Origin of the sequence: Arenibacter hampyeongensis, assembly GCF_002909255.1 — a bacterium.
Taxonomy (GTDB): Bacteria; Bacteroidota; Bacteroidia; order Flavobacteriales; family Flavobacteriaceae; genus Arenibacter; species Arenibacter hampyeongensis.
Window position 1 is genome coordinate 145074 of sequence record NZ_PIOB01000007.1, and the last position, 21694, is coordinate 166767.

Consider the following 21694-nt stretch of genomic DNA (forward strand, 5'->3'; position numbering starts at 1 on the left):
ACCCAATTGGGTTTAAGATAACCAATTATTAGATTCTAATTTGGGTTGTGATTTTGTATAATAATTCATGATCCTAATAATCAGTACTAACCAATAACACTTTATGATCATGAAAAAAAAATTGATTCTATTCGCATTGTTATTAATGGGCAATTTAACTATTGCTCAAGAAAAACTGTTTCTGGTATTTGAATTTATGCAAGTGGACAATGAACAGGAAATGGAATATAACGCCACGGAAGAGTTTTGGGAAAAAATTCAACTGCAACGCGTAAAAGCAGGTGATATTATCGGCTGGGACCTATGGGCGCTTAGCCCAGGGGGAGAGCAACAGGGCTTTCAGTACTTGACCGTTTCCCTTTATAACGATCCGGTTAAGATGATGGACGGTAGCAGTTGGGCAAATCTAATGGACAGGGCCAAAGCGGCCTATCCTGGGATGACTGAAGCCGATCTAAATAAAAAATTAAACCATTCCTCGGCTACAAGGGATTTGGCGGTAAGAATATTTGCAGAAGAAATTGCCACTACCAAAGGGGAGTTCAACATGTCTTTGGGTACCGTGGCCCAAATGGATTTAATGAAGGTAGACTTAATGAATTACGATTCATATGAAAAGGCAGAGATGAAAATCTTTCAACCCATTCACCAAAAAGTTGTAGATGCTGGTGGAAAGGCAAATTGGGGTTTAGTACGCTTTATTAGCCCAATAGGTAGTGATACCTATGCTTCCCACATGACTGTAAGTATGTTCAAGGATTATAAGCAGGCGCTGAACCAAAATATTAATTGGGCAGAGGGCGCAACCCCTGCATCAACCAAAGCTATGGAAGAAGGTATTGGGTTAAGGGACATGAAATATGTTTATATGGCCAAATTGATCAGAAAAGCACGTTAACAATCTTCCTTTTTATTCTTTATAAAATGGAAGAACCTGTAAGGCAACCTTACAGGTTCTTCCATTTATGGTGGTCAAGAAAGTCTAGTCGTCCTCAATGGCGTTTCATCAAATAGTTTAAACCTTTTTTTTTTTTTATTGTTATGACGGTTTGTCCTTGACCCACAATAATAATATCGGCCATATCCAAGAATAGGCCCGTTTCTACAATACCTGGAATTTGCTTAAGGTTGCTTTCCAACGAGGGAATATTCGTTATATGCGCAATGTTAAGGTCAAGAATATAATTACCTTCATCCGTGATAAAATTTTTACCATCTTTTAGTCTTAAATTAGGTTGAAGTCCCATTTTTTTTAGCAACTGCTCTATTTTTTGGGTGGCCAACGGAATGGTTTCTACGGGAAGTTTAAAAGCGCCCAACCTTTTTACCTCCTTTTGTGAATCGGCAATGATTATGACCAAATCGGAATTATAGGTCAATATTTTCTCCCTTAACAAAGCACCTCCACCACCTTTTATAAGTTGCATATAGGGGTCAAATTCATCGGCTCCATCAATATAGACGTCAATTGCATTGGCATTTTCCAAGGTGATAAGTGGTATTCCCTTTTCCGATGCCAATTTTTTAGTACTTTCCGAGGAGGGCACTCCAACTATTTTAAGTCCGTTTAAAACAAGTTTTCCCAATTCATTAACCATATGGGCTGCAGTAGAACCTGTTCCCAATCCCACAGTCATGCCACTTTTAATATATTTCACCGCTTCCTTGGCAGCTATTTGTTTTTCTTGATCTAGGCTCATGTATCACTATTTTTGAATGCGAAGAATAAAAATACCTTAGGGTTTACCTTTTTAAATGTTTCATGCAACTGGCAATAGCCAAGGAACCAGGATTATTGGTTTTCTGTAGTTCCTCCATTATTTTTGGATGGTCCTGTGGCCTTGTTTGAGACAATTTATAGGTAGCTTGAATATCAGTAATACTGATTTGGAACCCTACAATACCCTTTATCTGCTTCATGGTATTCTTGGATAAATCATTTATGGAAATGGGATTGGTAGAGCCTTTTTCGTATTTGTCCACTAATTTATGAAGGGAGGCAAGGACGGCAGCTTCCTCCATTATTTTTATTTTTCCGTACACATGAACAGCAATATAGTTCCAGGTGGGTACTTCCTCTTCCTTATACCAAGATGAGGAGACATAGCTATGTGGGCCATTAAAGATGGTTAGGACCTCTTCATTATTCCTAAAGGCCTTCCATTGAGGATTTGCTTTTGAGATATGCCCCACCAAAATGTCCTTTCCTTCCCCATCCAAATCCAACTCCAGGGGAATGTGTGTGGCCCATGGCCGCCCATTGATTTGGTTCACCAATATTCCAAAACTATTATGTTTTATGAATTCCTTTACTTCTTTAAAGTCTTCATTTTTATAATGTGAAGGGGTGTACATATTATCAATTAATTGGCAATGGTCATTAAAATCGGCAAATGATCAGAAATATGCTTGTTATTGGGCATTCTGTCATCAATATGGCTATAGGACAGGACGTCAACATTTTTCACAAAGAAGTAGTCTATTCTATTTTGCATAATTCGGTCCTGATCAAATCCATTGAAGGTGCCGATAGGACCGTAGAAAGGTTTTTTTGATATTTCCATGGCATCCGTCAGATTCTTTTTTAAGTATTGAATGGGCTCGGTGTCAGGGGTTAAATTTAAATCGCCCATAAGGATTACAGGTAATTTGGAGGTGTTAATTTCATTTATTTTTTTATAAATGAGTTGAGCGGAGTTGACCCTAGCCTGCATTCCTCGATGATCGAAATGGGTGTTGAAGACCCAGAATTGTTTTTTGGACTTTACATTTTGAAATAGGGCATAGGAGCAGATTCGCTCCATGGAGGCATCCCATCCTACCGATACTTTTTCCGGCGTTTCGGATAGCCAAAAGGTATTCGTTTTCAATACATTAAATTTCTTGGAATTATAGAAAATTGCCGAGTATTCCCCTTTTTGTTGACCGTCGTCCCTACCAACGCCCACATAGGCATATCCGGCCAAGGCCGTATTTAAGAAGTCCACCTGATTGTGCAACCCCTCCTGAATACCTATAATATCGGCCTTATAATGCTGAATTAGTTTCGCCAGGGACGCTTTACGGTCGTTCCAATTGTTGATCGTATCACCAGTATTGTCATATTTAATGTTATAACTGATGATGTTCGTAGTTTGGGACGATGAGGAAATTGGGATAATAAAAAGGACCAAACCTATTACTGTTGCAGTAACTAAATTTTTCATGTGATATTTATTCTTTTAAAAATGGATTGATTTAAAAGAATAAATATCTTGAATTTTTTAAATACCTGCTAATTATCGGAGATTTATATCACCAAATCATATTGCAAAAAGCGGGCTAATCTATAAATATCAATCTCTCTTTGGCCTGTTGTTCCTGCTCCTATTGTGGTTGTTGGTTCTGCCTCCTCTGGAATTGGAATGCCCCGTTCTTGGTTTTTGCCTGTTATTGTGATGTTTTTTTTCTTCCAACGGCACCTCTTCAGATCCGTCATCCACGAATGGATGGTCCTTTATTACGGGAACCTGCTGGTTTATAAGTTTTTGTATATCTTTTAGATAAGGCCTTTCTTCAGCATCACAGAAGGATAATGCAACCCCACTGGCACTGGCCCTACCTGTTCTACCTATACGATGTACATAAGTCTCAGGAACATTGGGCAAGTCGTAATTGATAACCAAGGAAAGTTCCTCAACATCTATTCCCCTGGCGGCAATATCCGTTGCAATAAGCACCTTTAATTCCCCATCCTTAAAATCACCCAATGCCTTTTGTCTTGCATTCTGTGACTTATTGCCGTGAATGGCATCGGCTTTTATATCGGCCTTGGCCAATTGTTTTACAATTTTATTGGCGCCATGCTTGGTCCGTGAAAAAACAAGGGCCGAATCATTTGGATCTTTTTCCAAAAGATGGATCAATAAGTTTGGCTTATTTTTTTTGGAGACAAAATAGACACCTTGTTCTACTTTTTCGGCAGTGGCCTGTTGCGGTTTTATGGTGACACGGTCAAAATCGCCCAAGATTTTTTTGGATAGTTCCACTATAGCCGGTGGCATGGTGGCCGAAAAGAATAGCGATTGCCTATTTGTTGGTAGTTTGGCAATTATCTTTTTAATATCGTGGATAAAGCCCATGTCCAACATCTGGTCGGCCTCATCCAATACGGCGTACTTCACATCCCTTAAGGAAATAAACCCCTGGTTCATTAAATCCAACAACCTTCCTGGGGTGGCTATAACCACATCCACTCCCTTTCTAAGGGCATCTGTTTGCCTTCCCTGCTTAATGCCTCCGAAAATTACGGTGTTTCTTATTCCTGTAAATCTAGAGTATGAGGTAAAACTTTCCCCGATCTGGATGGCCAATTCCCTTGTTGGGGTAACGACCAAGGTCCTAATTTTTCGTTGTTGTTGATTGGTTTCCCGATCCATCACCATTTGCTGAATGATGGGGATGGAAAATGCCGCTGTTTTACCGGTTCCGGTTTGAGCGCAACCCAATAGGTCCTTGCCCTTAAGTAATATGGGGATGGACTGTTCTTGTATTGGAGTTGGAATTGAGTAGCCTTCTGCCGTTAGGGCTTTTAGGATAGGCTCTATAATACCTAAGTCTTTGAATGTCATGTAGTATGTAAAATAAGCGGCAAAGGTAGGGGATTAGTTTGGATAAACCGTTTAAATCAATAAATAGACCTAGAGACCGGCAGCCGCGGCTTCAGCACAGCGTTCACCGTCCATGGCGGCCGATACTATACCGCCAGCGTAGCCACCACCCTCACCACAGGGAAATAGTCCCTGGATTTCAGGATGTTCCAAATTTTCTTTTCTTGGGATGTTTACGGGCGAAGAGGTTCTGGATTCCACTCCCACAATATTGGCCTCTGAAGTGTAATAACCTTTCATTTTTTCTCCAAAGGCAGTGAAACCTGAACGCAGTCTACTACCGATCATTTTGGGTAAAAGTGAATGTAAGGGTGCTGATTTAAGGCCAGGTTGATAGGAAGTCGGATTTAGATCGTTGGACAGTTTTCCTTCCACGAAATCTGTAAGTCGTTGTGCAGGAGCGGTTTGGTTTCGTCCACCCGAGGTAAAAGCCAATCGCTCCAAATCCTTTTGGTATTCCAACCCTTTCAATGCCCCATAGTGTTCATATTTATGAATATCCATATCCACATTTATCTCAACTACAATGCCCGAATTAGCAAATAAGTTATTGCGCTTGGAGGGCGACATGCCGTTGACGACTACTTCTCCTGGAGCTGTTGCTGCGGGAACTATAAACCCTCCAGGGCACATGCAAAACGAATATACCCCTCTATCCTTTACCTGTTCAACAAGACTATAGGAAGCAGCCGGAAGCAACTCGTTGCGTTCTCCTGAACAGTGGTATTGAATACTATCTATAATATGTTGAGGATGTTCTACACGGACACCCATAGCGAATGATTTGGCCTGAATGGCAATTTTTTTGTTGTTCAACAAATAGTATATATCCCTTGCCGAATGGCCCGTGGCCAAAATAACCCTGTCCGTGGGCATTTCGCTGCCATCCTCCAAAACAATTCCTTTGATGGTGTTATTAAGAATCTTAAAATCGACAACCTTGGTTTGAAAGTGTATTTCCCCTCCATGTTTAATTATGGTCTCCCTAATATTCTGCACCAATTTGGGTAATTTGTTGGTGCCTATATGTGGGTGTGCATCTATTAGGATCTGTTCAGTAGCGCCGTGAAAGACCAAATTTTCGAATATTCTTCGAACATCGCCTCTTTTAAGGCTTCGGGTGTAAAGTTTACCATCGGAATAGGTGCCAGCACCTCCTTCACCAAAGCAGTAATTGGAGTCTTCGTTTACAATATGATCCCTGTTAATGGCCTTTAGGTCGCGCCTACGATCCTTAACATTTTTCCCCCTTTCCAAGACGATGGGTCTATACCCCAATTCTATGCAGCGCAAAGCGGCATACATGCCTGCAGGTCCAAAACCTATAATGTGTATTTTTTTGGCTTTGGAAACATCTTTGTACTCAAAGCTGTACTCATTATTTTTTGGTGCAGTTTGATTGATATAAACTGAAACCTTGTAATTGAAATATATGGTAGATTTCCGGGCATCGATAGATTTTCGAAGCACTTTTATCGTTGAAATTTCCTGTACGGAAGTTCCCAAATATTTTGCAGCTTTCTTTTTTAGGATATCTTCTACGGATTCTTCCAATAAGGTGGTCCTAAGCTGAATGTTTCTTACCATAGCGCAAAATTACTTTAATTAAAGTAATTATTTATTTATTTATTTATTCGAAAAATTATAGGGCAGGCTCCTGGATTCATGTTTGGTTAAACTTTGTATTCTTTTTTATAGGACATGGGGGTTCTTTTGGTAATCGCCTTAAACTGTTTGTTGAAATTGGATAAGGTTTGAAAGCCACTTTCATAACAGGCCTGACCGATATTCATTTTTTCTTCGATCAAGAGTTTACAGGCATAGCCAATCCTGATCTCACTTATAAATTCGGAAAAGGTCTTATTGGCATGGATTTTAAAATATCGGCTGAACGAGGTAGGGGTCATATTGGCCAAGGAAGCCACAGTGTCCAACTCTATTTTTCCTCTGAAATTCTTCATTACGTAGGCGTGTACATTATTCATTCTTTCCGTATCCCCTTCTTTTAATGAGTTGGTATAGCCGGGACTGGCCAATATGTTAGTTTCCGTTGTGTTGGAAAGGCAGTTTAGTATTTTGAACAATTCCAAAACACTGTCCATGCCTTCAAGATGTAAAAGATTGCTCAACATAGTGCCAATGGAATTGGCTGTTTTGCCGTTAATATCCAGCCCTCTCAGGCTCTTTTGAAACAATTGCCTAAGTTTAATCATTTCTTCTTTTTGCAATAGACTGTTACCAATAAAATCCTCGTGAAAGTATACCACGATTCCCTCTGACCATAAATTCTGCTCTACTGTCATACCTTCATTGTCACTGCGCCACATATGCGGTAAATTGGGACCGGTAAAAGTGATGTCCCCCTCTTTAAAATGCTTTACATGATCGCCAATAAAACGCGTGCCACTGCCTTTCAAGACCATAAATAGTTGATATTCGGGGTGAAAATGCCAAATAGGATCAAAGTTGGGTTGTCGCAATATTTTGGCTACAAAGGCGTGGGAGTTTGGAATGGGCGATTTTTGTAAGGCTGATTTCACTTTGGAATAAAGATTGAATTGATTAAAAACGAACAACAGGTTTTTAGTATGAAGTCAATATATTGTAGTTTTTTATCTGTAAATATATGTATAAATCCAATCTTATGATATAATGTAGTCAACTTTGGATAACATATAGTATTCTTTGTGCCTGTTTAATAGTTATCATTGTTGTACACAAATATAATTTTATCATGAAAACCATAATGGCACGTTTATTCTGTTGGCTAATAGTCATTGTAACCCTAGCGGCTTGTAATTCTTCCCAAAAGAAAAAGAAGGACGATCAACCCAGACGTATAGAAATGTTGTTCCTAGGCCATGCCCTAGAGCACCATAATTCCAGGGTCTACATGCCTATATTAGCCTCAGCCCTGACGCAAAGTGGTATAAATATTACCTATACGGAGGATGTAGAAGACCTAAATCCGGAAAATTTGGATCTTTACGACGGGCTAATAATTTATGCCAATCATGAAAGTAGGTTTCCAGAACAGGAGAGGGCATTGTTGGACTATGTTGCCGAAGGTCATGCATTTATCCCTATTCATTGTGCGAGCTTCTGTTTTCACGAGTCTGAAGAATATGTGAATTTGGTAGGAGGGCAATTCAAATCACATGGTACGGATACCTTTACGGCCAAAATTATTGATAAGTCGCACCCTATAATGCAGGCCGCGGAAGAGTTCTCGACTTGGGATGAAACCTATATCCATGATAAGTTTGCCGATGATATTACCGTGTTGATGGAGAGGGAGGATGGAGAACATCATGAACCATGGACTTGGGTAAAGCAATTTGGCAAAGGGAAGGTATTCTATACAGCTTACGGACATGATGAAAGAACTTGGAGCAAACCCGGATTTCAAAATCTTATTAAAGAAGGTATTCTTTGGGCGGTAAGTGATCAAGTTAAAAAGAACTGGGAGGAATTTTCTAAAGACATACCAAGTCTGAGTTATAAAGAAATGGCCAACATTCCCAATTATGAGAAAAGAGATCCTGCGCCCAAATATCAGTTGCCTTTGTCCCCGCAAGAATCTGCTAAATTAATCCAGGTCCCAACTGGGTTTAAGTTGGAGCTATTTGCTTCCGAGCCAAACATTATTAACCCGATAGCAATGAACTGGGATGAGAAAGGTAGACTTTGGGTTATAGAGACCGTTGACTATCCCAATACAGTACGCGACGACAAAGGCTCTGGAGATGACAGAATAAAAATTTGCGAAGACACGGACGGGGATGGAAAAGCCGATAAGTTTACAGTCTTCGCCGATAAATTAAATATACCTACCAGTTTTACCTTTGTGAATGGGGGAATTTTGGTTTCCCAAGCGCCATATTTCTTGTTTTTGAAGGATACTGATGGTGATGACAAAGCGGATGTAAAGGAAATAGCCATTAATGGTTGGGGTGTTTTTGATACCCACGCCGGACCATCGAACCTTCAGAGGGGAATTGACAATGATATCTACGGGGTTGTTGGGTATTCAGGTTTTAAAGGGACTATTTCCAATGAAAATTTCGAATTTGGTCAAGGCATATATCGTTTCAACAGCGACTTTGGCAATTTTGAATTTCTGACCAATACGAGTAACAATACATGGGGATTGGGGATTACCGAGGATAATTCCATTTTTGCATCCACCGCCAACAATACCCATAGTGTTTTTATGGGGATACCCAATAAGAATTTGAAAGATGTGGTGGGGGTTTCACTTAAGGGAAGTACAAAAATAGATGGTCATTACGCCATGTTGCCCATTACACAAAACATAAGACAGGTTGATGTTTTTGGGGGCTTTACAGCTGCCGCAGGACACCATTTTTACACCGCCCGAAACTTTCCAAAACAATATTGGAATACCTATGCCTTTGTTTGCGAACCAACGGGCGGGGTAGTTCATATTGCCAAAATTGAAAAGGACGGAGCCGGATATATAGAAAAGGATGGGGGCAATTTAATGGCCAGTTCGGATGAATGGGTTTCCCCGGTAGAGGCCAAAGTAGGGCCCGACGGTGCAGTTTGGGTATTGGACTGGTATAATTTTATAATTCAGCACAACCCGACCCCAAACGCAGATAGAGGAGGATATGATGCCGTCAACGGACTGGGGAATGCTTACGAAAACCCGTTACGCGATAAGTCTAAGGGGCGTATTTGGCGCATTTTGCCCAAAGATGCCGTAGACAAAATATCCGTTACCTTGAATAAGGATGATTCAAAAGGTTTGGTAAAGGCCCTAACCAATGATAATATGTTTTGGCGAATGACCGCCCAGCGTTTATTGGTTGAAAACGGAAATACTGAGGTCGTGCCAGATCTTATCAAATTGGTCGGGAATACCCAAGTGGACGCATTGGGACTTAATCCCGGAGCATTGCATGGTTTATGGACTTTGGATGGACTTGGTGTTGTTTCTTCCAATGCCGAGGCAATGGAAGTGGTCAAGACCGCCTTAAAGCATCCATCAGGAGCGGTTAGAAAAGCCGCCATTCAGATCTTGCCGAAAAACGAAACAATAGATGCCTTGCTGTTAAAATCCAACATATTGAAGGACAAAGACCCTGAGGTACAATTGGCAGCACTTTTATATTTTTCCGAAAGGGAATCCAATGTAGAAATTGGAAGGCAATTGTTTGAGTTGAGTAAAAACGAAGAGGTTGTTGCCGATGATTGGTTGGCAAAGGCACTTTATGTGGCGGGGAGCAGACACCATCAAGGATTTATCACTGCATTCATGGCCTCCAATCCTAATTTTGAAATTGGATCATCAGATAGAAAACATAGACAAGTAATGGATCTCGACGATTCCAAGTGGGAAACAATGCTCCTTCCACAGCTTATAGAAGATGCTGGATTGCAGATGGATGGTATTATTTGGTTCCGTAAAAGTGTTGATGTTCCTGCCAATGTTGCTGCAAAGTCTGGCACTATTTCTTTAGGCCCTATAGACGATTCCGATAAGGTTTATATTAATGGTAAGTTGGTTGGAGGAACAGAGAAAGATTATCAGGCCAATAGAGTATATCAGATTCCATCAGGAGTATTGAAAGCTGGTAGTAATTCCATTGCCGTCCGGGTAGAGGATACTGGTGGCGGAGGTGGAATTTGGGGCAAAAAAGAGCAAATGTTTTTAAAGTATGGCCAAAACAATATCGCCTTGGCAGGGGATTGGAAATATGAAGTTGAGTTGGATATTGCCAAATCTGTTAAGAACCTATTTGCCGATAAGTCGCTAGCGGAACTCTTGGTAGAAACCTATATCAACGATGTTGAATTTGGTGAGGATAATAGTTTGGATAGTGGTTCGAATGCCATTGTTGTTAATATCAAGACTATTAAAAACGAAATGAAGTACGACATAACCGAATTTGTGGTAGAAGCGGGAAAGGCTGTTGAGCTGGTTTTTGAGAATACGGATTTTATGCAGCACAACCTTATTATAACCAAACCTGGTGAAAAGGAAAAAGTAGGCATGGCCGCAGATAAATTGGCAATGGACCCCAATGGTGCAGAGAAAAATTATGTTCCAGACATGCCTGAGGTGCTTTTTGCCACTGCCATCATAAACCCTGAAGAAAAGGTTGTGTTAAAATTCATAGCTCCCCAAGAACCAGGTGATTATCCCTTTATCTGCACCTTTCCCGGACATTGGCGAATAATGCAGGGTGTTATGAAGGTGGTAAAGGCCAAATAGACGGTACAATGACCACTGTATTTATAATGTATACAATTGTAAAGTAAGCAATTAAGGAACTTATTTAAAGTAATTATTCTATAATGACAAATGATATTAAATATGGTGTAAGCACCTGGCTTTGGGAATCACCATTTAATTCCCAATCTATTGCCCTGTTCCCTAAAATTAAAAAGATGGGGTATGATTTGGTAGAAATCCCGGTAGAAGAGCCGGAATTGATCAATGGGGAAGTCATAAAAAGTGCTTTGAAAGACACTGGGCTACAAGCGGTTGTTTGCGGTGCATTTGGGCCAACAAAAGATTTGACCCATAAGGATGTCTCAGTGCATCAAAATTGCTTCGACTACATTGAAAAATGTTTTCGATTATGTAATCTGTGGGAAGTAGATTTTTTGGCAGGTCCCATGTATGCGGCGGTAGGCAAGGCAAGAATGCTCTCCAAGGAAGATCGGAAACGGGAATGGGACTTAGCGGTACGCAATATTGCCAAAGTTTGTACAATGGCACAGAATCATGGGGTGTCCATTGCATTGGAGCCCCTAAATCGTTTTGAATCCGACATGGTCAATACCGCCGAGGATGTCATGCGTTTTATTGCAGATGTCAATCACAATAGAGCCAAGGTGTTATTGGATGGATTTCATATGACTATTGAGGAAGGGGATATTGCAGAAGCCATAAAAACGGTAGGAGACAAATTGATTCACGTTCAGGTTTCGGAGAACCACAGGGGAATTCCTGGTACCGGATTAACGCCTTGGTCCGATTTTTCAGATGGATTAAAGGCGATTGATTATAAGGGGGCAATTGTGATAGAAAGCTTTACCCCGGAAATTAAGGAATTGGCCGGAGCCGTGTGTATTTGGAAGAATTTGGCCAAGAGTCAGGACGAATTCGCTTCAGAAGGAATCGATTTTTTAAAAAGGACATTTAATTAAAATTAAGATAAGATGAGCATTAAGAAAGTAAACATTGCTATCGTGGGTTTGGGATTTGGAGCAGAATTTATTCCCATCTACCAGAAGCATCCAAACGCCAATCTTGTGGCTATTTCACAGCGAAACGAAGCCAAGTTAAATGAGTTGGCAGATACGTTCAAAATTGATAAAAGATATACTTCCTATGACGAACTCCTGAAGGATCCGGAAATAGACGCCGTGCACATTAATACACCCATTCCAGATCATGGCATCCAGTCTATAAAGGCCTTAAAAGCAGGTAAGCATGTTGCTTGTACCGTACCTATGGCAACCAGCGTGGAAGAATGTGAGGAAATAGTGCGCTTGACGGAGGAAACAGGGCTCACTTATATGATGATGGAAACCGTGGTTTATGCCAGGGAATTTTTATACATGAAGGAGTTGTATGAAAATGGTGAATTGGGGAAAGTACAGTTTTTAAAAGCCAGTCACCAACAGGATATGGATGGTTGGCCCAATTACTGGCCTGGCCTGCCCCCAATGCATTATGCAACGCATTGTGTAGGACCAGTTCTAGCCCTTACAAGAGGTGAAGCTGAGTACGTTTCCTGTTTTGGGTCCGGAACTATACGGGAAGAGCTGATACCTCATTACAACTCGCCATTTGCAGTGGAAACCACTCATATTAAATTTCGGAATTCGGATTTAAGCGCCCAGGTGTATAGATCCCTTTTTGATGTGGCAAGACAATATCGCGAAAGTTTTGAGGTATATGGGTCAAAGAAATCAGTGGAATGGCCTTTGATCGAAGGGAAACCGCTGGTGGTGCACACGGCCAAAAAGCCGGAACCGGAAATTCCTGAGGAAATGGAAAGTCCGGATTTCGCAAAATTATTGCCAAAAGAAATACAACATTTCACCACACAAGGGGTGTACGACTCCGACGAGCACCAACATCTCTCATTCACCCAGGGAGCCGGTCATGGGGGGTCGCATCCACATCTGGTACATGAATTTGTAAATGCCCTTGTGCTGAACAAATCGCCTTATCCGAATGCCAAGCAATCGGCCAATATTACCTGTGTAGGTATTCTGGCCCATGAGTCCGCACTGAAGGGCGGGGAGATTATTAGGTTGCCCGAGTTTACTTTTTCCGGTAAATAGTTTGTTTTTAGTATTTTATAAACATTAGTATAAAGTGACAAATTATGTAAGAAACAGAGTGTAGCAGGAATTTATCCTGAATTAAAATCACGGATTGAGTTATTTTTTTTGCAAATAAAGCACCTTCCGTATTGAAAAATTCGCTAAATTTAACATTCATAAGTAAGACTTAAAAAATGGTTTTTTGCTAAAGACACTATTTTTTAACTTTTAAAAGAGGACGTAGGGGTGCGTCCTCTTTTCTATTTTAAGTATGGCCCTACCCTTTGTTATATTAATTCCAAGACCTGTATTGGATTGCAATTTCACGTTCACGTCGGCTATTTCAGTTGTTGGTTAATTCAAAGTATGTCCTATTCTGGGAGAATAACGATTATGGGATTAGGTACCAATCCGCTTAGAGGATATATTCAGTTTTACGGCTTGAGTTAATTTTTTTTCGAAAAAGAACCTTTCGTAGGAGAATAAATGTTAAATTTAACATTCATAAGTAAGACTAGAAAAATAAGTTTTTAAAAAGAAACTATTTTTTGCATTTTAAAAGAGGACGTAGGGGTGCGTCCTCTTTTCTATTTATAACACTTCCCTTTCCCAGCCCATCCCCGGAATACAACAACTGGGTAAAATCAATTTCCCTATAATTTTAGATTAATTCACATTTGCATGGTTGAAAATAAAATAAAACCTGGTTATGCAAAAAATCATATTAATCATTATTGCTACAATCGTTAATCAAATAGCGTCAGGACAAGATCAAAGTAAATTACAAAATGATGTCGTCTCAGCGCCTGTGTTTCAATATTGTAATGGAGAGGTGTCAATACTAAGAATTACTATGGAAGCAACTTTGTTTTGTGGGAAGGATGTCTATTCCAATGAAGTAAAAATAGCCTTGCCGTGCGATCTTTTTGTTAACTTTAATCCAAGATTTTCAGTAATTCAGTAATTCAGTAATTCAGTAATTCCGAAAGCCGAATAGAAATGTTGGTGAGTTATTATGGCCGGTCAGTAAATTATAATCAATGATGCGATTTATTAAACATTTAGGCAATGCAGTGTTCATTGGGACATTGATTTATTTCGTATTTCTTGCCGTTTTCTTTTTTATGGGAAAATTTGATGGGGGTTTCTCATACCAGCGTGCATTGGAGGAATACTATGGCAATATGATTTTTGCTGTAATTCTATATATGGTAAACGCCTACTGGATCCAATTTCTTTTGGATAAATATAAAAATCAGTTTTATAGAGGAAAACTCTTTTTAATGGGTATTTCCGGAAATATACTGCTCTCCTTGGCCGGAATATTTATTTCCCGTTTAATTCTACGGGTGGGACTCGAAAAAATGCCGATTTCTGATTTTTTGAATGGTGAGAAACCGGAATATTATAAAGTTTCACTGTTTCTTGCGGTATTAATTTCATTGGTATTCTATTTGGCTTGGTATTTTAAGTATCGCCAGGAAAATAAGGTAAAGGAGCAGAAAATAATTGCAGGTACCGCTTCTGCCAAGTTTGATGCTCTTAAAAATCAATTGGACCCCCATTTTCTTTTTAATAGTCTAAACGTGCTTACGAGTTTAATTGTGGAGGACCCGGAGCAGGCACAAAAATTCACTACTTCCCTTTCAAAGGTATATCGTTATGTCTTGGAACAAAAGAACAAAGATTTGGTGACAGTGGATGAGGAGCTTGCTTTTGCCAAGACTTATGTACGATTATTAAAAATGAGGTTTGAGGACAGTATAGTTTTTGATATCCCAGAGCAGGGCAGTGGGGCCGAAACAAAAATTGTGCCCCTGTCCCTTCAGCTTTTGTTGGAAAATGCAGTAAAGCACAACGTGGTTACTTCAACCAAGCCTTTACGCATACGCGTATATGTGGAAGACGGAATGCTTTGTGTGTCCAATAATTTGCAGGAAAAGCAGGTTGTAAAAAAAAGTAGTGGGGTTGGACTACGGAATATACAGGAGCGCTACCACATTCTTTCCAAAAGGGAAGTTCAGATTCAAAGAACGAATGTAGATTTCACTGTTAAGCTTCCCATACTAACTCAAAAAATTGGGGTTGTGGAAACGCACAAGACATTTTTGGAGGATAAGCGTTATCAAAAAGCAAAAGAGAAGGTGGAGGCTATCAAGGGATTTTATGTGAATCTTATTTCGTATTGTGTAGTGCTACCTATCTTGGCCATTGTTAATTACAATACCACCAGTTTTCCTTGGATCCTTTTTCCTGCCGTTGGCTGGGGATTTGGTATTGCCGTTCACGGCATGGAGGTTTTTGGCTATAATCCTTTACTTGGTAAAAACTGGGAAGAGAAAAAAATTCGAAAATACATGGATAATGAAAATTTTTAGGGCACAATCCATCCCTTGAATTCAACAGTTCATAAATATTCTTTTGAAAAAGTGGAAATGTGTACCGAATTTTGAAATAAAAATAAAACATGGAAAATTTAGATAAGGAAAGTAAATACTACAGGGCTAAGGAGAGGGTGGAAACCATTAAGAAATTCTATTTAAATCTAGCGTCCTACCTTATGTTTATAATGTTCCTAGCGGCTATAAATTACTATACCAACAAATGGCAGTACGCTTGGTTTTTGTGGGCGGCTTTTGGTTGGGGAATAGGGCTGGTGTTTCAGGCAGTAAAAGTTTTTGGTCTCAATCCTTTCTTCGGGAAGAATTGGGAGGAAAGAAAAATAAAAGAGTATATGCGGGAGGATGAACCACAAAACAGATGGAAATAATGGACTACAACAAGAAGAAAAAAATGCTACTTGCCAAAAAACGGGTAGAGGAATTAAAGGGATTTTATATTCATTTGGCAGTTTATCTTGCGGTAAATTTAATGATCACTACAGTTAAAATTATTGGCAGCATGGGTAATGGGCAATCATTTTTGGAGGCATTCTGGGATTTTGGAACAATTGCTGTATGGTTATTTTGGGGTATTGGCCTAGTGTTTCACGGTTTAAAGGTCTTTTCTTACAATCCGTTTTTTAATAAGGATTGGGAAGATAGACAGATTCGTAAGTATATGGAGAAAGAAAAAAAGGAATCCGAAAGATATAGATAATGGAAATGGACAATTACGATTCCGAAAAGTACATACAAGCGAAAAAATGGGTTGATAATCTAAAAAATTTTTATGCCCATGTAGCAATTTACCTCCTAATGAACGTCCTTCTTTTTACATTTAAAGAAAATATCATGAACTTTTTTAAAGACCAAGGAGTTAAGGACCAAGAATTTTTAGGGTGGATGGAATGGAATATCATTTTTATTCCAATCATATGGGGGGTGGTTTTGTTGGTAATTGGAATTTATTACTTCAAATTGAAACCCGCGTTTTTTAGAAATTGGGAAGAAAGGCAAATTCGAAAATACATGGAGGAATAGGGAATTTATAACTTAACCAAACAATTAACCCGCACAAATGAACGCAATCATTATTGAAGATGAAAAACCAGCCGCAAGAAGATTGGGGCGATTATTGGCTAATTTGAAGGTAGAGGTATCCACTATGCTTTATTCCGTTGAGGAGGCTATTGTTTGGTTTCGGGAAAATAAACATCCGGAACTTATTTTTCTGGATATTCAACTTTCGGATGGACTCTCGTTTGAGATTTTTGAAGCTGTTGATATCCAAAGTTCAGTAATTTTTACCACGGCCTATGATGAATATGCATTGCAGGCATTTAAGCTAAACAGCATTGATTATTTGTTAAAACCTATCGATGATGAGGAATTGGAAATTGCCGTAAAAAAGTACCTTTCATTTAAGCCTGAAAAGCAGAAAATGTCGCTCGATTTTGAGGATATAAAAAAGCTGTTGGTCAACCCTTTGGAACGGGAGTATAAAAAGAGGTTTACAGTGAGTGTGGGACAGCATTTAAAAATTATCAATGCGGAAGAAATAGAATGTTTTTACAGTGAGAACAAAGGCACCTATGCGGCCACTATCGATGGCAGAAATTATCTTTTGGACCTTACGTTGGAAAATTTGGAATACGAACTTCACCCTAAATCATTTTTCAGGGTGAGTAGAAAATTCTATATCAATATTAGTCATATAAAAGATATTGTTTCATACACCAATTCCAGATTGGAAATTAAACTGAATCACTTAAAAGGGCATGAAATAATAGTGAGTAGGGAAAGAGTAAAGGACTTTAAGTTATGGTTAGAGTAAAAGTATCTAATTAATTGATTTTAATGTAGTTAATATTAAAAATAATTCACCATAGGTTTTTCTTATAGTAGTGTTTTTGGGTCATTTTACTGCTATTCATCAACTCTATTGTCGTCGAAGGAGGAAGGTAGTAATTTAGGAATTAATTTGATGAATATTGGTAACAAAACTGCTCCTCCTGGTAGAATAAATATCGCCAACGAAGGAATACTTTTAAAAATATCCAGTAGTTGATTTTGTACTTTTCTCTTCTCTTCCGGGCTAAGATCCTTAACGGTGGATTTGGAAAGTAGTGTGACCAATTCCTTACTTTCCGATAATTCTTTTTGCAACCTTTTACTGTTTCTTAAGATCAATTTATTTACAATTTTAGACATACTATCGTAAAATTGTACGGCCAAATTATGGTCTTTTAAATGAGGTATTTTGTCCGCATTCAAATTAAAAAATCCAGTAACATCCCGAAGTGAATTTGCAATCTCATTGGGGTCAAAACCTAGGTCACTTCCAATGCCAAAAATAAACTCGGATTCGGTATAATCCAAGGACTGATCTTCCCAAACCGTTAGACAGGCAACATCAAGAAAATACCTATTTTCCGAGGTGGAATATTTACGGACCAATTCATTCCTATAGGAGCCATCAAAATTTTGTTTCGCACTCTCAATAAAAGTTAGGGAGGAGGCAAAAAGTTGCGCAAGTTTTTCGTCATTCCTGTTTTTCTCTTTCGAGTTTAAAGTGTGATATGTGATATTTATGGTGATATGCTCCAAGCGTTGTGCATACTCCTTTATTGAAGTTTCACCTTCAAGATATCGTTTAAAACTTAGAACATCTATAAAAAGAAGGGAATTGGTAATGATGTTATTGAATGTCTTGCTAATTACATTGTCCTCTAAATAGATTCTTGAGTTTAAAAGGTTTTCAAGCTTCGCAGATGTTTTCTTTCCAGTAAGAAATTTGTTCAAAAAAGAAATCCTGTTAATCCCCAAATCTTTATAGAACATAAAGATATATCCCAAGAAAGCTTCGAAATTGGGTTCCGTGTTTTTGAGCTTATAAGTATAATAAAGTGCAGTTATTAAATTAATCTTGGCCTTTTCGTCTTCCGATAATGGAACATCCTTAATAATAAAAGGGGGTATGTCCAAATTTATCCCATAGACAAATCCAGTGCTTTTTAATAGGGCATATAATTCTTCAAAGGAGCTAAAATAATCATTATTGTCCTTTACGAGATACCCAAACTTATCTATCCAACCAGAGGCCGAAGGATTCATAGATCCAAATTTTAGAGGGTAAAATTAAATTAAAATATGGGACTTCATTCTTATTGCAACCGTTTTTTCGGCAAAAGGGCATATTTAAGCATTAACATAATATTAACATTTAAAACCAAACCCTCACAATTTAAGTTCCGTAGGTAAGGGTGATTTTAATCTAAAAAATATCGAAATTATGAAAAAGACAAAATTATTATTAGGGCTTGGCTTCCTTGCAGCGGCAGGAGTTATTTTGATTGCAGCGGATCACATAGATGCTCCTTCCTCTATGGGCACTACGGCGGATATCGCTGATTTTTATGGGTTTGAGCCTTCCGAAGGGTCGGACAACACGGTTTTTGTGGTGGATCTTCAAACTAATGTGGTGCCGGACTTGGCCTATGGAAGCTTTGATGAGACAGTCCTGACGGAAATCAACATTGATACGAATGGTGATTTGGTAGAGGATTTGGTTATTCAGGCCATACCAAGAGAGGGTAGGATGTATTTCTTTGGACCGGTAGCACCTTTAAAAACGGGATTGGACAGTGAGGTCTTGGTCGACTCTCCCTTGGGGAGTGTTGAAATTTCCGGAACTACTGCCATTAAGGCCACAACAGCGAATGGGGCTACATTATTTGCAGGGCCAAGACAGGATACGTTCTTTTTCGATTTCTTTCAATTCAATGCTGTAATCGGGGGGATGGCCCCAGGTGGATTTAAAACAGCCGAGGAGGCCGTGGATACCTTCGAAGGTAAAAACACCATGTCTATCGTTGTAGAGCTTCCCAACTCCTTGTTGGGTGCCACTACAGGCCAGAATGCATTGGGGTTGAACGTGTATAAGACTTGGGTTACTACGAACAAAAAACAATAACATTTAACTATTTAAAACTATAATTATGAAACTAAATACAATAAAATATGCGCTTTTGCCAATATTAGGTTTGGCGTTATTGACTGCCTGTAATAACGATGATGACATGATGGATCCAATAGCTATGTCCACTTGTGATGATGGAATTATGAATGGAAGTGAAACCGGTATCGATTGTGGTGGTTCTTGCGAACCCTGTATGACCGTAACCGATTTCTCTGGAAGCTTTACGCAAGTGGATCACATGGGAAGACCAGGAATAAATACGGTTTTAGGTTTTGATATGGAAGGTCAACCAAGTGTTAAGGATGCACAAAACAGAACTATACCTTCAGAAATGGGAACAACTTTCCAGGCTGGATACGAAGCTAGATTGGAACAATACTATGACGTGTATGCCGGCTTGTTGGGTATTGATCCGGCTGACCTGAATTATGAAAATAATATTTTGGGATTGGATGCAGCAACCTTGACCGGTTACCTGGCAGCAGATGTTTTGGAGATTTCACCAAGTTTGCCCACTACTTATTTTAATCCAGGTACGGATTTCGACAACGACGGAAGAATTTTGGTTCCGGACGGGGACGAAGTAGCACTTACCGGAAGAAACTTGACAGATGATGTCATAGATGTTAGTTTGATATTATTATTTGGAGGGGCGGAAGGAGATCGATTTGACGGTTCCGATAAGGATATGGACGGTAACCCTGATACACCACGATTAACTTCGGACGGAGTGGCCCTAACAGCAACGGTCTCCGCCAGTTTTCCATACGTGGGAAATCCGGAGTAGGTATTTATCTATGAAGAGGAGGATAGGGGAGAATGGAAATAGTTCTCCCTTATTTTAAAAATTATCACCTAAAACAATAAAACCTTCTACAATGAAATATTCACTTATAATAATAGTCCTGTTTATTGCGGTTTCCTGTACACAGGAATCGTCCAAGCGAATTACACAAGCCGAAGATTACAATGTTTTTCTAGGCTTCGGGGAATCTCAGAAAACGTCAAAATATTTTGAGCTTTGGAATTCCAAGATTCAACCAGATAGCATGCAGTTGATGAGTTTTGGTATAGTTGCAGGTGAGTACAACAGGTATTTTCAAGAAACGGGAGATATAAAACAACTTAAAATGGCTGAAAGGGCCCTTGATAAGGCTGTTGAAATTGCAGCTGTAGGTAAATCTGGGTATTACAGGGCATTGGCCCGAAATTATATTTCGCAACACAGATTTAAAGAAGCTTTGGAATTGGCAAATTCCTCTAGAGCCATGGGTAGCGGGGTTGGGGAATCGCAAAAATTACTTTTTGATATACATATGGAATTGGGTAATTATGGCAAGGCCCGGCATTATTTGGATAGTATTAAAAATATGTCCGATTTTGATTATTTGATAAGATTGGCCAAGTGGAATGATCATAAAGGGGATTTGGAAACGGCCATCCGTTTTATGGAAAAGGCCAAGGAAAGGGCAGAGTCTTCCAAGAATTCCTCTATAATACTGTGGTCCTACACTAATTTGGCGGATTATTATGGTCATGCTGGAAGAATTCAGGATTCTTATGAGCATTATTTAAAATCCCTGAGATTGGATCCGCAAAATGCATATGCCAAGAAAGGAATTGCATGGATCGTATTTTCATACGAAAAAAATCCAAAGGAAGCATTGCGAATATTGGATTCTGTAACCAAGAATTACCTATCACCTGATTATTACCTTTTAAAGGCAGAGATAGCAGAGTACATGGGCGATAGGACGGAGATGGCAAATAATTTGGATAGTTATGCCATAGCCGTAGCAAACCCGGACTACGGAGCTATGTACAATGTCTATAATGTTGGTATGTATTTGGAGCAGACAGAGCAATACACAAGGGCTTTAAAGGTAGCGGAAGTGGAGGTGAATAACAGATCAACACCTGGGTCATATGATCTTTTGGCCTACAGTTATTATAAACTTGGGCAAAAGGATAAGGCTTTGGAGATTGTAAAACAACATATTGAAGGAAAAACATTTGAGCCGGGAATACTTTATAGATCAGCAGTGATCTACAAGGCAACAGGAGAATATTCAAAGGTGGAGGAATTAAAGACAGAATTATTGGGGGCAATCTATGAGCTTGGACCGTCTATGGAGAGCAAAATAATGAACCTTTAGAGCAAATTGACATTGGAGGTAAGGACCTGTTATTTACGATTTGGTGTTAATGAACAGTAAGGTGTGTTTAGTTGTTTTTTAGGTGGGAACACCATGGCATTCAATGTCATGGTGTTCTTTTTTTTATTTTTTGAAAATACGATGTATAACCAAAATAAGTGGTTCAATCGTAAAACCTGGTTCAGGTTTATTGCGTAAGTATTTTAAAATAAAAACATT

20 protein-coding genes are annotated in these 21694 nt (G+C 39.2%); 13 read left to right on the top strand and 7 right to left on the bottom strand.

Annotation, left to right across the window (positions count from 1 at the left end; genetic code table 11):
- The first annotated feature begins 109 nt into the window (after window positions 1-109).
- The gene (locus CWD91_RS16780) at window positions 110-898 is read left to right on the top strand and encodes a hypothetical protein (RefSeq protein WP_192877687.1); all 789 of its coding nucleotides are present in this window, start codon (window positions 110-112) and stop codon (window positions 896-898) included.
- A gap of 94 nt (window positions 899-992) precedes the next feature.
- Here CWD91_RS16780 and rpiA read toward each other — a convergent pair whose 3' ends face one another.
- The 6 genes from rpiA to CWD91_RS16810 all read right to left on the bottom strand — a co-directional run bounded on the left by rpiA (window position 993) and on the right by CWD91_RS16810 (window position 7189).
- Window positions 993-1700, bottom strand: coding sequence for a ribose-5-phosphate isomerase RpiA (gene rpiA, locus CWD91_RS16785; RefSeq protein ID WP_103442123.1), 708 nt, complete (start codon window positions 1698-1700; stop codon window positions 993-995).
- Window positions 1701-1743: 43 nt separating this feature from the next.
- The gene (locus tag CWD91_RS16790) at window positions 1744-2355 is read right to left on the bottom strand and encodes an FMN-binding negative transcriptional regulator (protein ID WP_103442124.1); all 612 of its coding nucleotides are present in this window, start codon (window positions 2353-2355) and stop codon (window positions 1744-1746) included.
- Between the two features lie 8 nt (window positions 2356-2363).
- Entirely contained in the window at window positions 2364-3206 is an 843-nt protein-coding gene (locus tag CWD91_RS16795; RefSeq protein ID WP_103442125.1) for an endonuclease/exonuclease/phosphatase family protein, read from the bottom strand.
- Between the two features lie 129 nt (window positions 3207-3335).
- Window positions 3336-4610 (bottom strand): DEAD/DEAH box helicase, encoded by a 1275-nt coding sequence (locus CWD91_RS16800; RefSeq protein ID WP_103442126.1) that lies wholly within the window; start codon window positions 4608-4610, stop codon window positions 3336-3338.
- A 69-nt stretch (window positions 4611-4679) separates the two neighbouring features.
- Window positions 4680-6236 (bottom strand): NAD(P)/FAD-dependent oxidoreductase, encoded by a 1557-nt coding sequence (locus CWD91_RS16805; RefSeq protein ID WP_103442127.1) that lies wholly within the window; start codon window positions 6234-6236, stop codon window positions 4680-4682.
- A gap of 86 nt (window positions 6237-6322) precedes the next feature.
- Window positions 6323-7189 (bottom strand): AraC family transcriptional regulator, encoded by an 867-nt coding sequence (locus tag CWD91_RS16810; RefSeq protein ID WP_103442193.1) that lies wholly within the window; start codon window positions 7187-7189, stop codon window positions 6323-6325.
- Between the two features lie 194 nt (window positions 7190-7383).
- Here CWD91_RS16810 and CWD91_RS16815 point away from each other — a divergent pair, with 194 nt between their 5' ends.
- From CWD91_RS16815 to CWD91_RS16855, 9 genes are all read left to right on the top strand, one after another.
- Window positions 7384-10890 carry a PVC-type heme-binding CxxCH protein gene (locus tag CWD91_RS16815; RefSeq protein WP_205164653.1) on the top strand — a complete coding sequence of 1169 codons (3507 nt, stop codon included), beginning with the start codon at window positions 7384-7386 and terminating at the stop codon, window positions 10888-10890.
- A gap of 83 nt (window positions 10891-10973) precedes the next feature.
- Window positions 10974-11831 carry a sugar phosphate isomerase/epimerase family protein gene (locus CWD91_RS16820; protein WP_103442128.1) on the top strand — a complete coding sequence of 286 codons (858 nt, stop codon included), beginning with the start codon at window positions 10974-10976 and terminating at the stop codon, window positions 11829-11831.
- A gap of 12 nt (window positions 11832-11843) precedes the next feature.
- Window positions 11844-12977 carry a Gfo/Idh/MocA family protein gene (locus CWD91_RS16825; protein WP_103442129.1) on the top strand — a complete coding sequence of 378 codons (1134 nt, stop codon included), beginning with the start codon at window positions 11844-11846 and terminating at the stop codon, window positions 12975-12977.
- A 691-nt stretch (window positions 12978-13668) separates the two neighbouring features.
- Window positions 13669-13923, top strand: a complete 255-nt coding sequence (locus CWD91_RS16830; RefSeq protein ID WP_103442130.1) for a hypothetical protein — start codon at window positions 13669-13671, stop codon at window positions 13921-13923.
- 76 nt (window positions 13924-13999) lie between these two features.
- On the top strand, window positions 14000-15337 hold the full coding sequence (locus tag CWD91_RS16835) for a 2TM domain-containing protein (protein WP_103442131.1): 1338 nt from the start codon (window positions 14000-14002) through the stop codon (window positions 15335-15337).
- Between the two features lie 89 nt (window positions 15338-15426).
- Entirely contained in the window at window positions 15427-15729 is a 303-nt protein-coding gene (locus tag CWD91_RS16840; RefSeq protein ID WP_103442132.1) for a 2TM domain-containing protein, read from the top strand.
- Window positions 15729-16058: a 2TM domain-containing protein gene (locus CWD91_RS16845; protein WP_239985824.1), complete on the top strand. Its 330-nt coding sequence runs from the start codon at window positions 15729-15731 to the stop codon at window positions 16056-16058. The genes CWD91_RS16840 and CWD91_RS16845 overlap by 1 nt, the downstream gene beginning before the upstream one ends.
- Entirely contained in the window at window positions 16058-16381 is a 324-nt protein-coding gene (locus tag CWD91_RS16850; protein ID WP_103442134.1) for a 2TM domain-containing protein, read from the top strand. The genes CWD91_RS16845 and CWD91_RS16850 overlap by 1 nt, the downstream gene beginning before the upstream one ends.
- Before the next feature lie 37 nt (window positions 16382-16418).
- Entirely contained in the window at window positions 16419-17174 is a 756-nt protein-coding gene (locus tag CWD91_RS16855; protein ID WP_103442135.1) for a LytR/AlgR family response regulator transcription factor, read from the top strand.
- A 92-nt stretch (window positions 17175-17266) separates the two neighbouring features.
- On the opposite strand, the gene CWD91_RS16860 is transcribed toward CWD91_RS16855, so the two are convergent.
- Entirely contained in the window at window positions 17267-18454 is a 1188-nt protein-coding gene (locus CWD91_RS16860) for an LETM1-related biofilm-associated protein (RefSeq protein ID WP_103442136.1), read from the bottom strand.
- Between the two features lie 178 nt (window positions 18455-18632).
- On the opposite strand from CWD91_RS16860, the gene CWD91_RS16865 reads away from it, so the two are divergent.
- The 3 genes from CWD91_RS16865 to CWD91_RS16875 all read left to right on the top strand — a co-directional run bounded on the left by CWD91_RS16865 (window position 18633) and on the right by CWD91_RS16875 (window position 21475).
- Window positions 18633-19313 carry a DUF4331 family protein gene (locus CWD91_RS16865; protein WP_103442137.1) on the top strand — a complete coding sequence of 227 codons (681 nt, stop codon included), beginning with the start codon at window positions 18633-18635 and terminating at the stop codon, window positions 19311-19313.
- Between the two features lie 25 nt (window positions 19314-19338).
- Window positions 19339-20106 (top strand): DUF4331 family protein, encoded by a 768-nt coding sequence (locus CWD91_RS16870; protein ID WP_103442138.1) that lies wholly within the window; start codon window positions 19339-19341, stop codon window positions 20104-20106.
- A 91-nt stretch (window positions 20107-20197) separates the two neighbouring features.
- On the top strand, window positions 20198-21475 hold the full coding sequence (locus CWD91_RS16875) for a tetratricopeptide repeat protein (protein WP_103442139.1): 1278 nt from the start codon (window positions 20198-20200) through the stop codon (window positions 21473-21475).
- Window positions 21476-21694: the final 219 nt, after the last annotated feature.

What these genes read in the sequence shown, in the direction of transcription:
- CWD91_RS16875 (WP_103442139.1), top strand. Translation starts at nt 20,198, where the DNA reads ATGAAATATTCACTTATAATAATAGTCCTGTTTATTGCGGTTTCCTGT.
- CWD91_RS16855 (WP_103442135.1), top strand. Translation starts at nt 16,419, where the DNA reads ATGAACGCAATCATTATTGAAGATGAAAAACCAGCCGCAAGAAGATTG.
- CWD91_RS16840 (WP_103442132.1), top strand. Translation starts at nt 15,427, where the DNA reads ATGGAAAATTTAGATAAGGAAAGTAAATACTACAGGGCTAAGGAGAGG.
- CWD91_RS16805 (WP_103442127.1), bottom strand. Translation starts at nt 6,236, where the DNA reads ATGGTAAGAAACATTCAGCTTAGGACCACCTTATTGGAAGAATCCGTA.
- CWD91_RS16870 (WP_103442138.1), top strand. Translation starts at nt 19,339, where the DNA reads ATGAAACTAAATACAATAAAATATGCGCTTTTGCCAATATTAGGTTTG.
- CWD91_RS16800 (WP_103442126.1), bottom strand. Translation starts at nt 4,610, where the DNA reads ATGACATTCAAAGACTTAGGTATTATAGAGCCTATCCTAAAAGCCCTA.
- CWD91_RS16780 (WP_192877687.1), top strand. Translation starts at nt 110, where the DNA reads ATGAAAAAAAAATTGATTCTATTCGCATTGTTATTAATGGGCAATTTA.
- CWD91_RS16825 (WP_103442129.1), top strand. Translation starts at nt 11,844, where the DNA reads ATGAGCATTAAGAAAGTAAACATTGCTATCGTGGGTTTGGGATTTGGA.
- CWD91_RS16815 (WP_205164653.1), top strand. Translation starts at nt 7,384, where the DNA reads ATGAAAACCATAATGGCACGTTTATTCTGTTGGCTAATAGTCATTGTA.
- CWD91_RS16865 (WP_103442137.1), top strand. Translation starts at nt 18,633, where the DNA reads ATGAAAAAGACAAAATTATTATTAGGGCTTGGCTTCCTTGCAGCGGCA.
- CWD91_RS16820 (WP_103442128.1), top strand. Translation starts at nt 10,974, where the DNA reads ATGACAAATGATATTAAATATGGTGTAAGCACCTGGCTTTGGGAATCA.
- CWD91_RS16860 (WP_103442136.1), bottom strand. Translation starts at nt 18,454, where the DNA reads ATGAATCCTTCGGCCTCTGGTTGGATAGATAAGTTTGGGTATCTCGTA.
- CWD91_RS16835 (WP_103442131.1), top strand. Translation starts at nt 14,000, where the DNA reads ATGATGCGATTTATTAAACATTTAGGCAATGCAGTGTTCATTGGGACA.
- CWD91_RS16795 (WP_103442125.1), bottom strand. Translation starts at nt 3,206, where the DNA reads ATGAAAAATTTAGTTACTGCAACAGTAATAGGTTTGGTCCTTTTTATT.
- CWD91_RS16850 (WP_103442134.1), top strand. Translation starts at nt 16,058, where the DNA reads ATGGAAATGGACAATTACGATTCCGAAAAGTACATACAAGCGAAAAAA.
- CWD91_RS16790 (WP_103442124.1), bottom strand. Translation starts at nt 2,355, where the DNA reads ATGTACACCCCTTCACATTATAAAAATGAAGACTTTAAAGAAGTAAAG.
- rpiA (WP_103442123.1), bottom strand. Translation starts at nt 1,700, where the DNA reads ATGAGCCTAGATCAAGAAAAACAAATAGCTGCCAAGGAAGCGGTGAAA.
- CWD91_RS16845 (WP_239985824.1), top strand. Translation starts at nt 15,729, where the DNA reads ATGGACTACAACAAGAAGAAAAAAATGCTACTTGCCAAAAAACGGGTA.
- CWD91_RS16830 (WP_103442130.1), top strand. Translation starts at nt 13,669, where the DNA reads ATGCAAAAAATCATATTAATCATTATTGCTACAATCGTTAATCAAATA.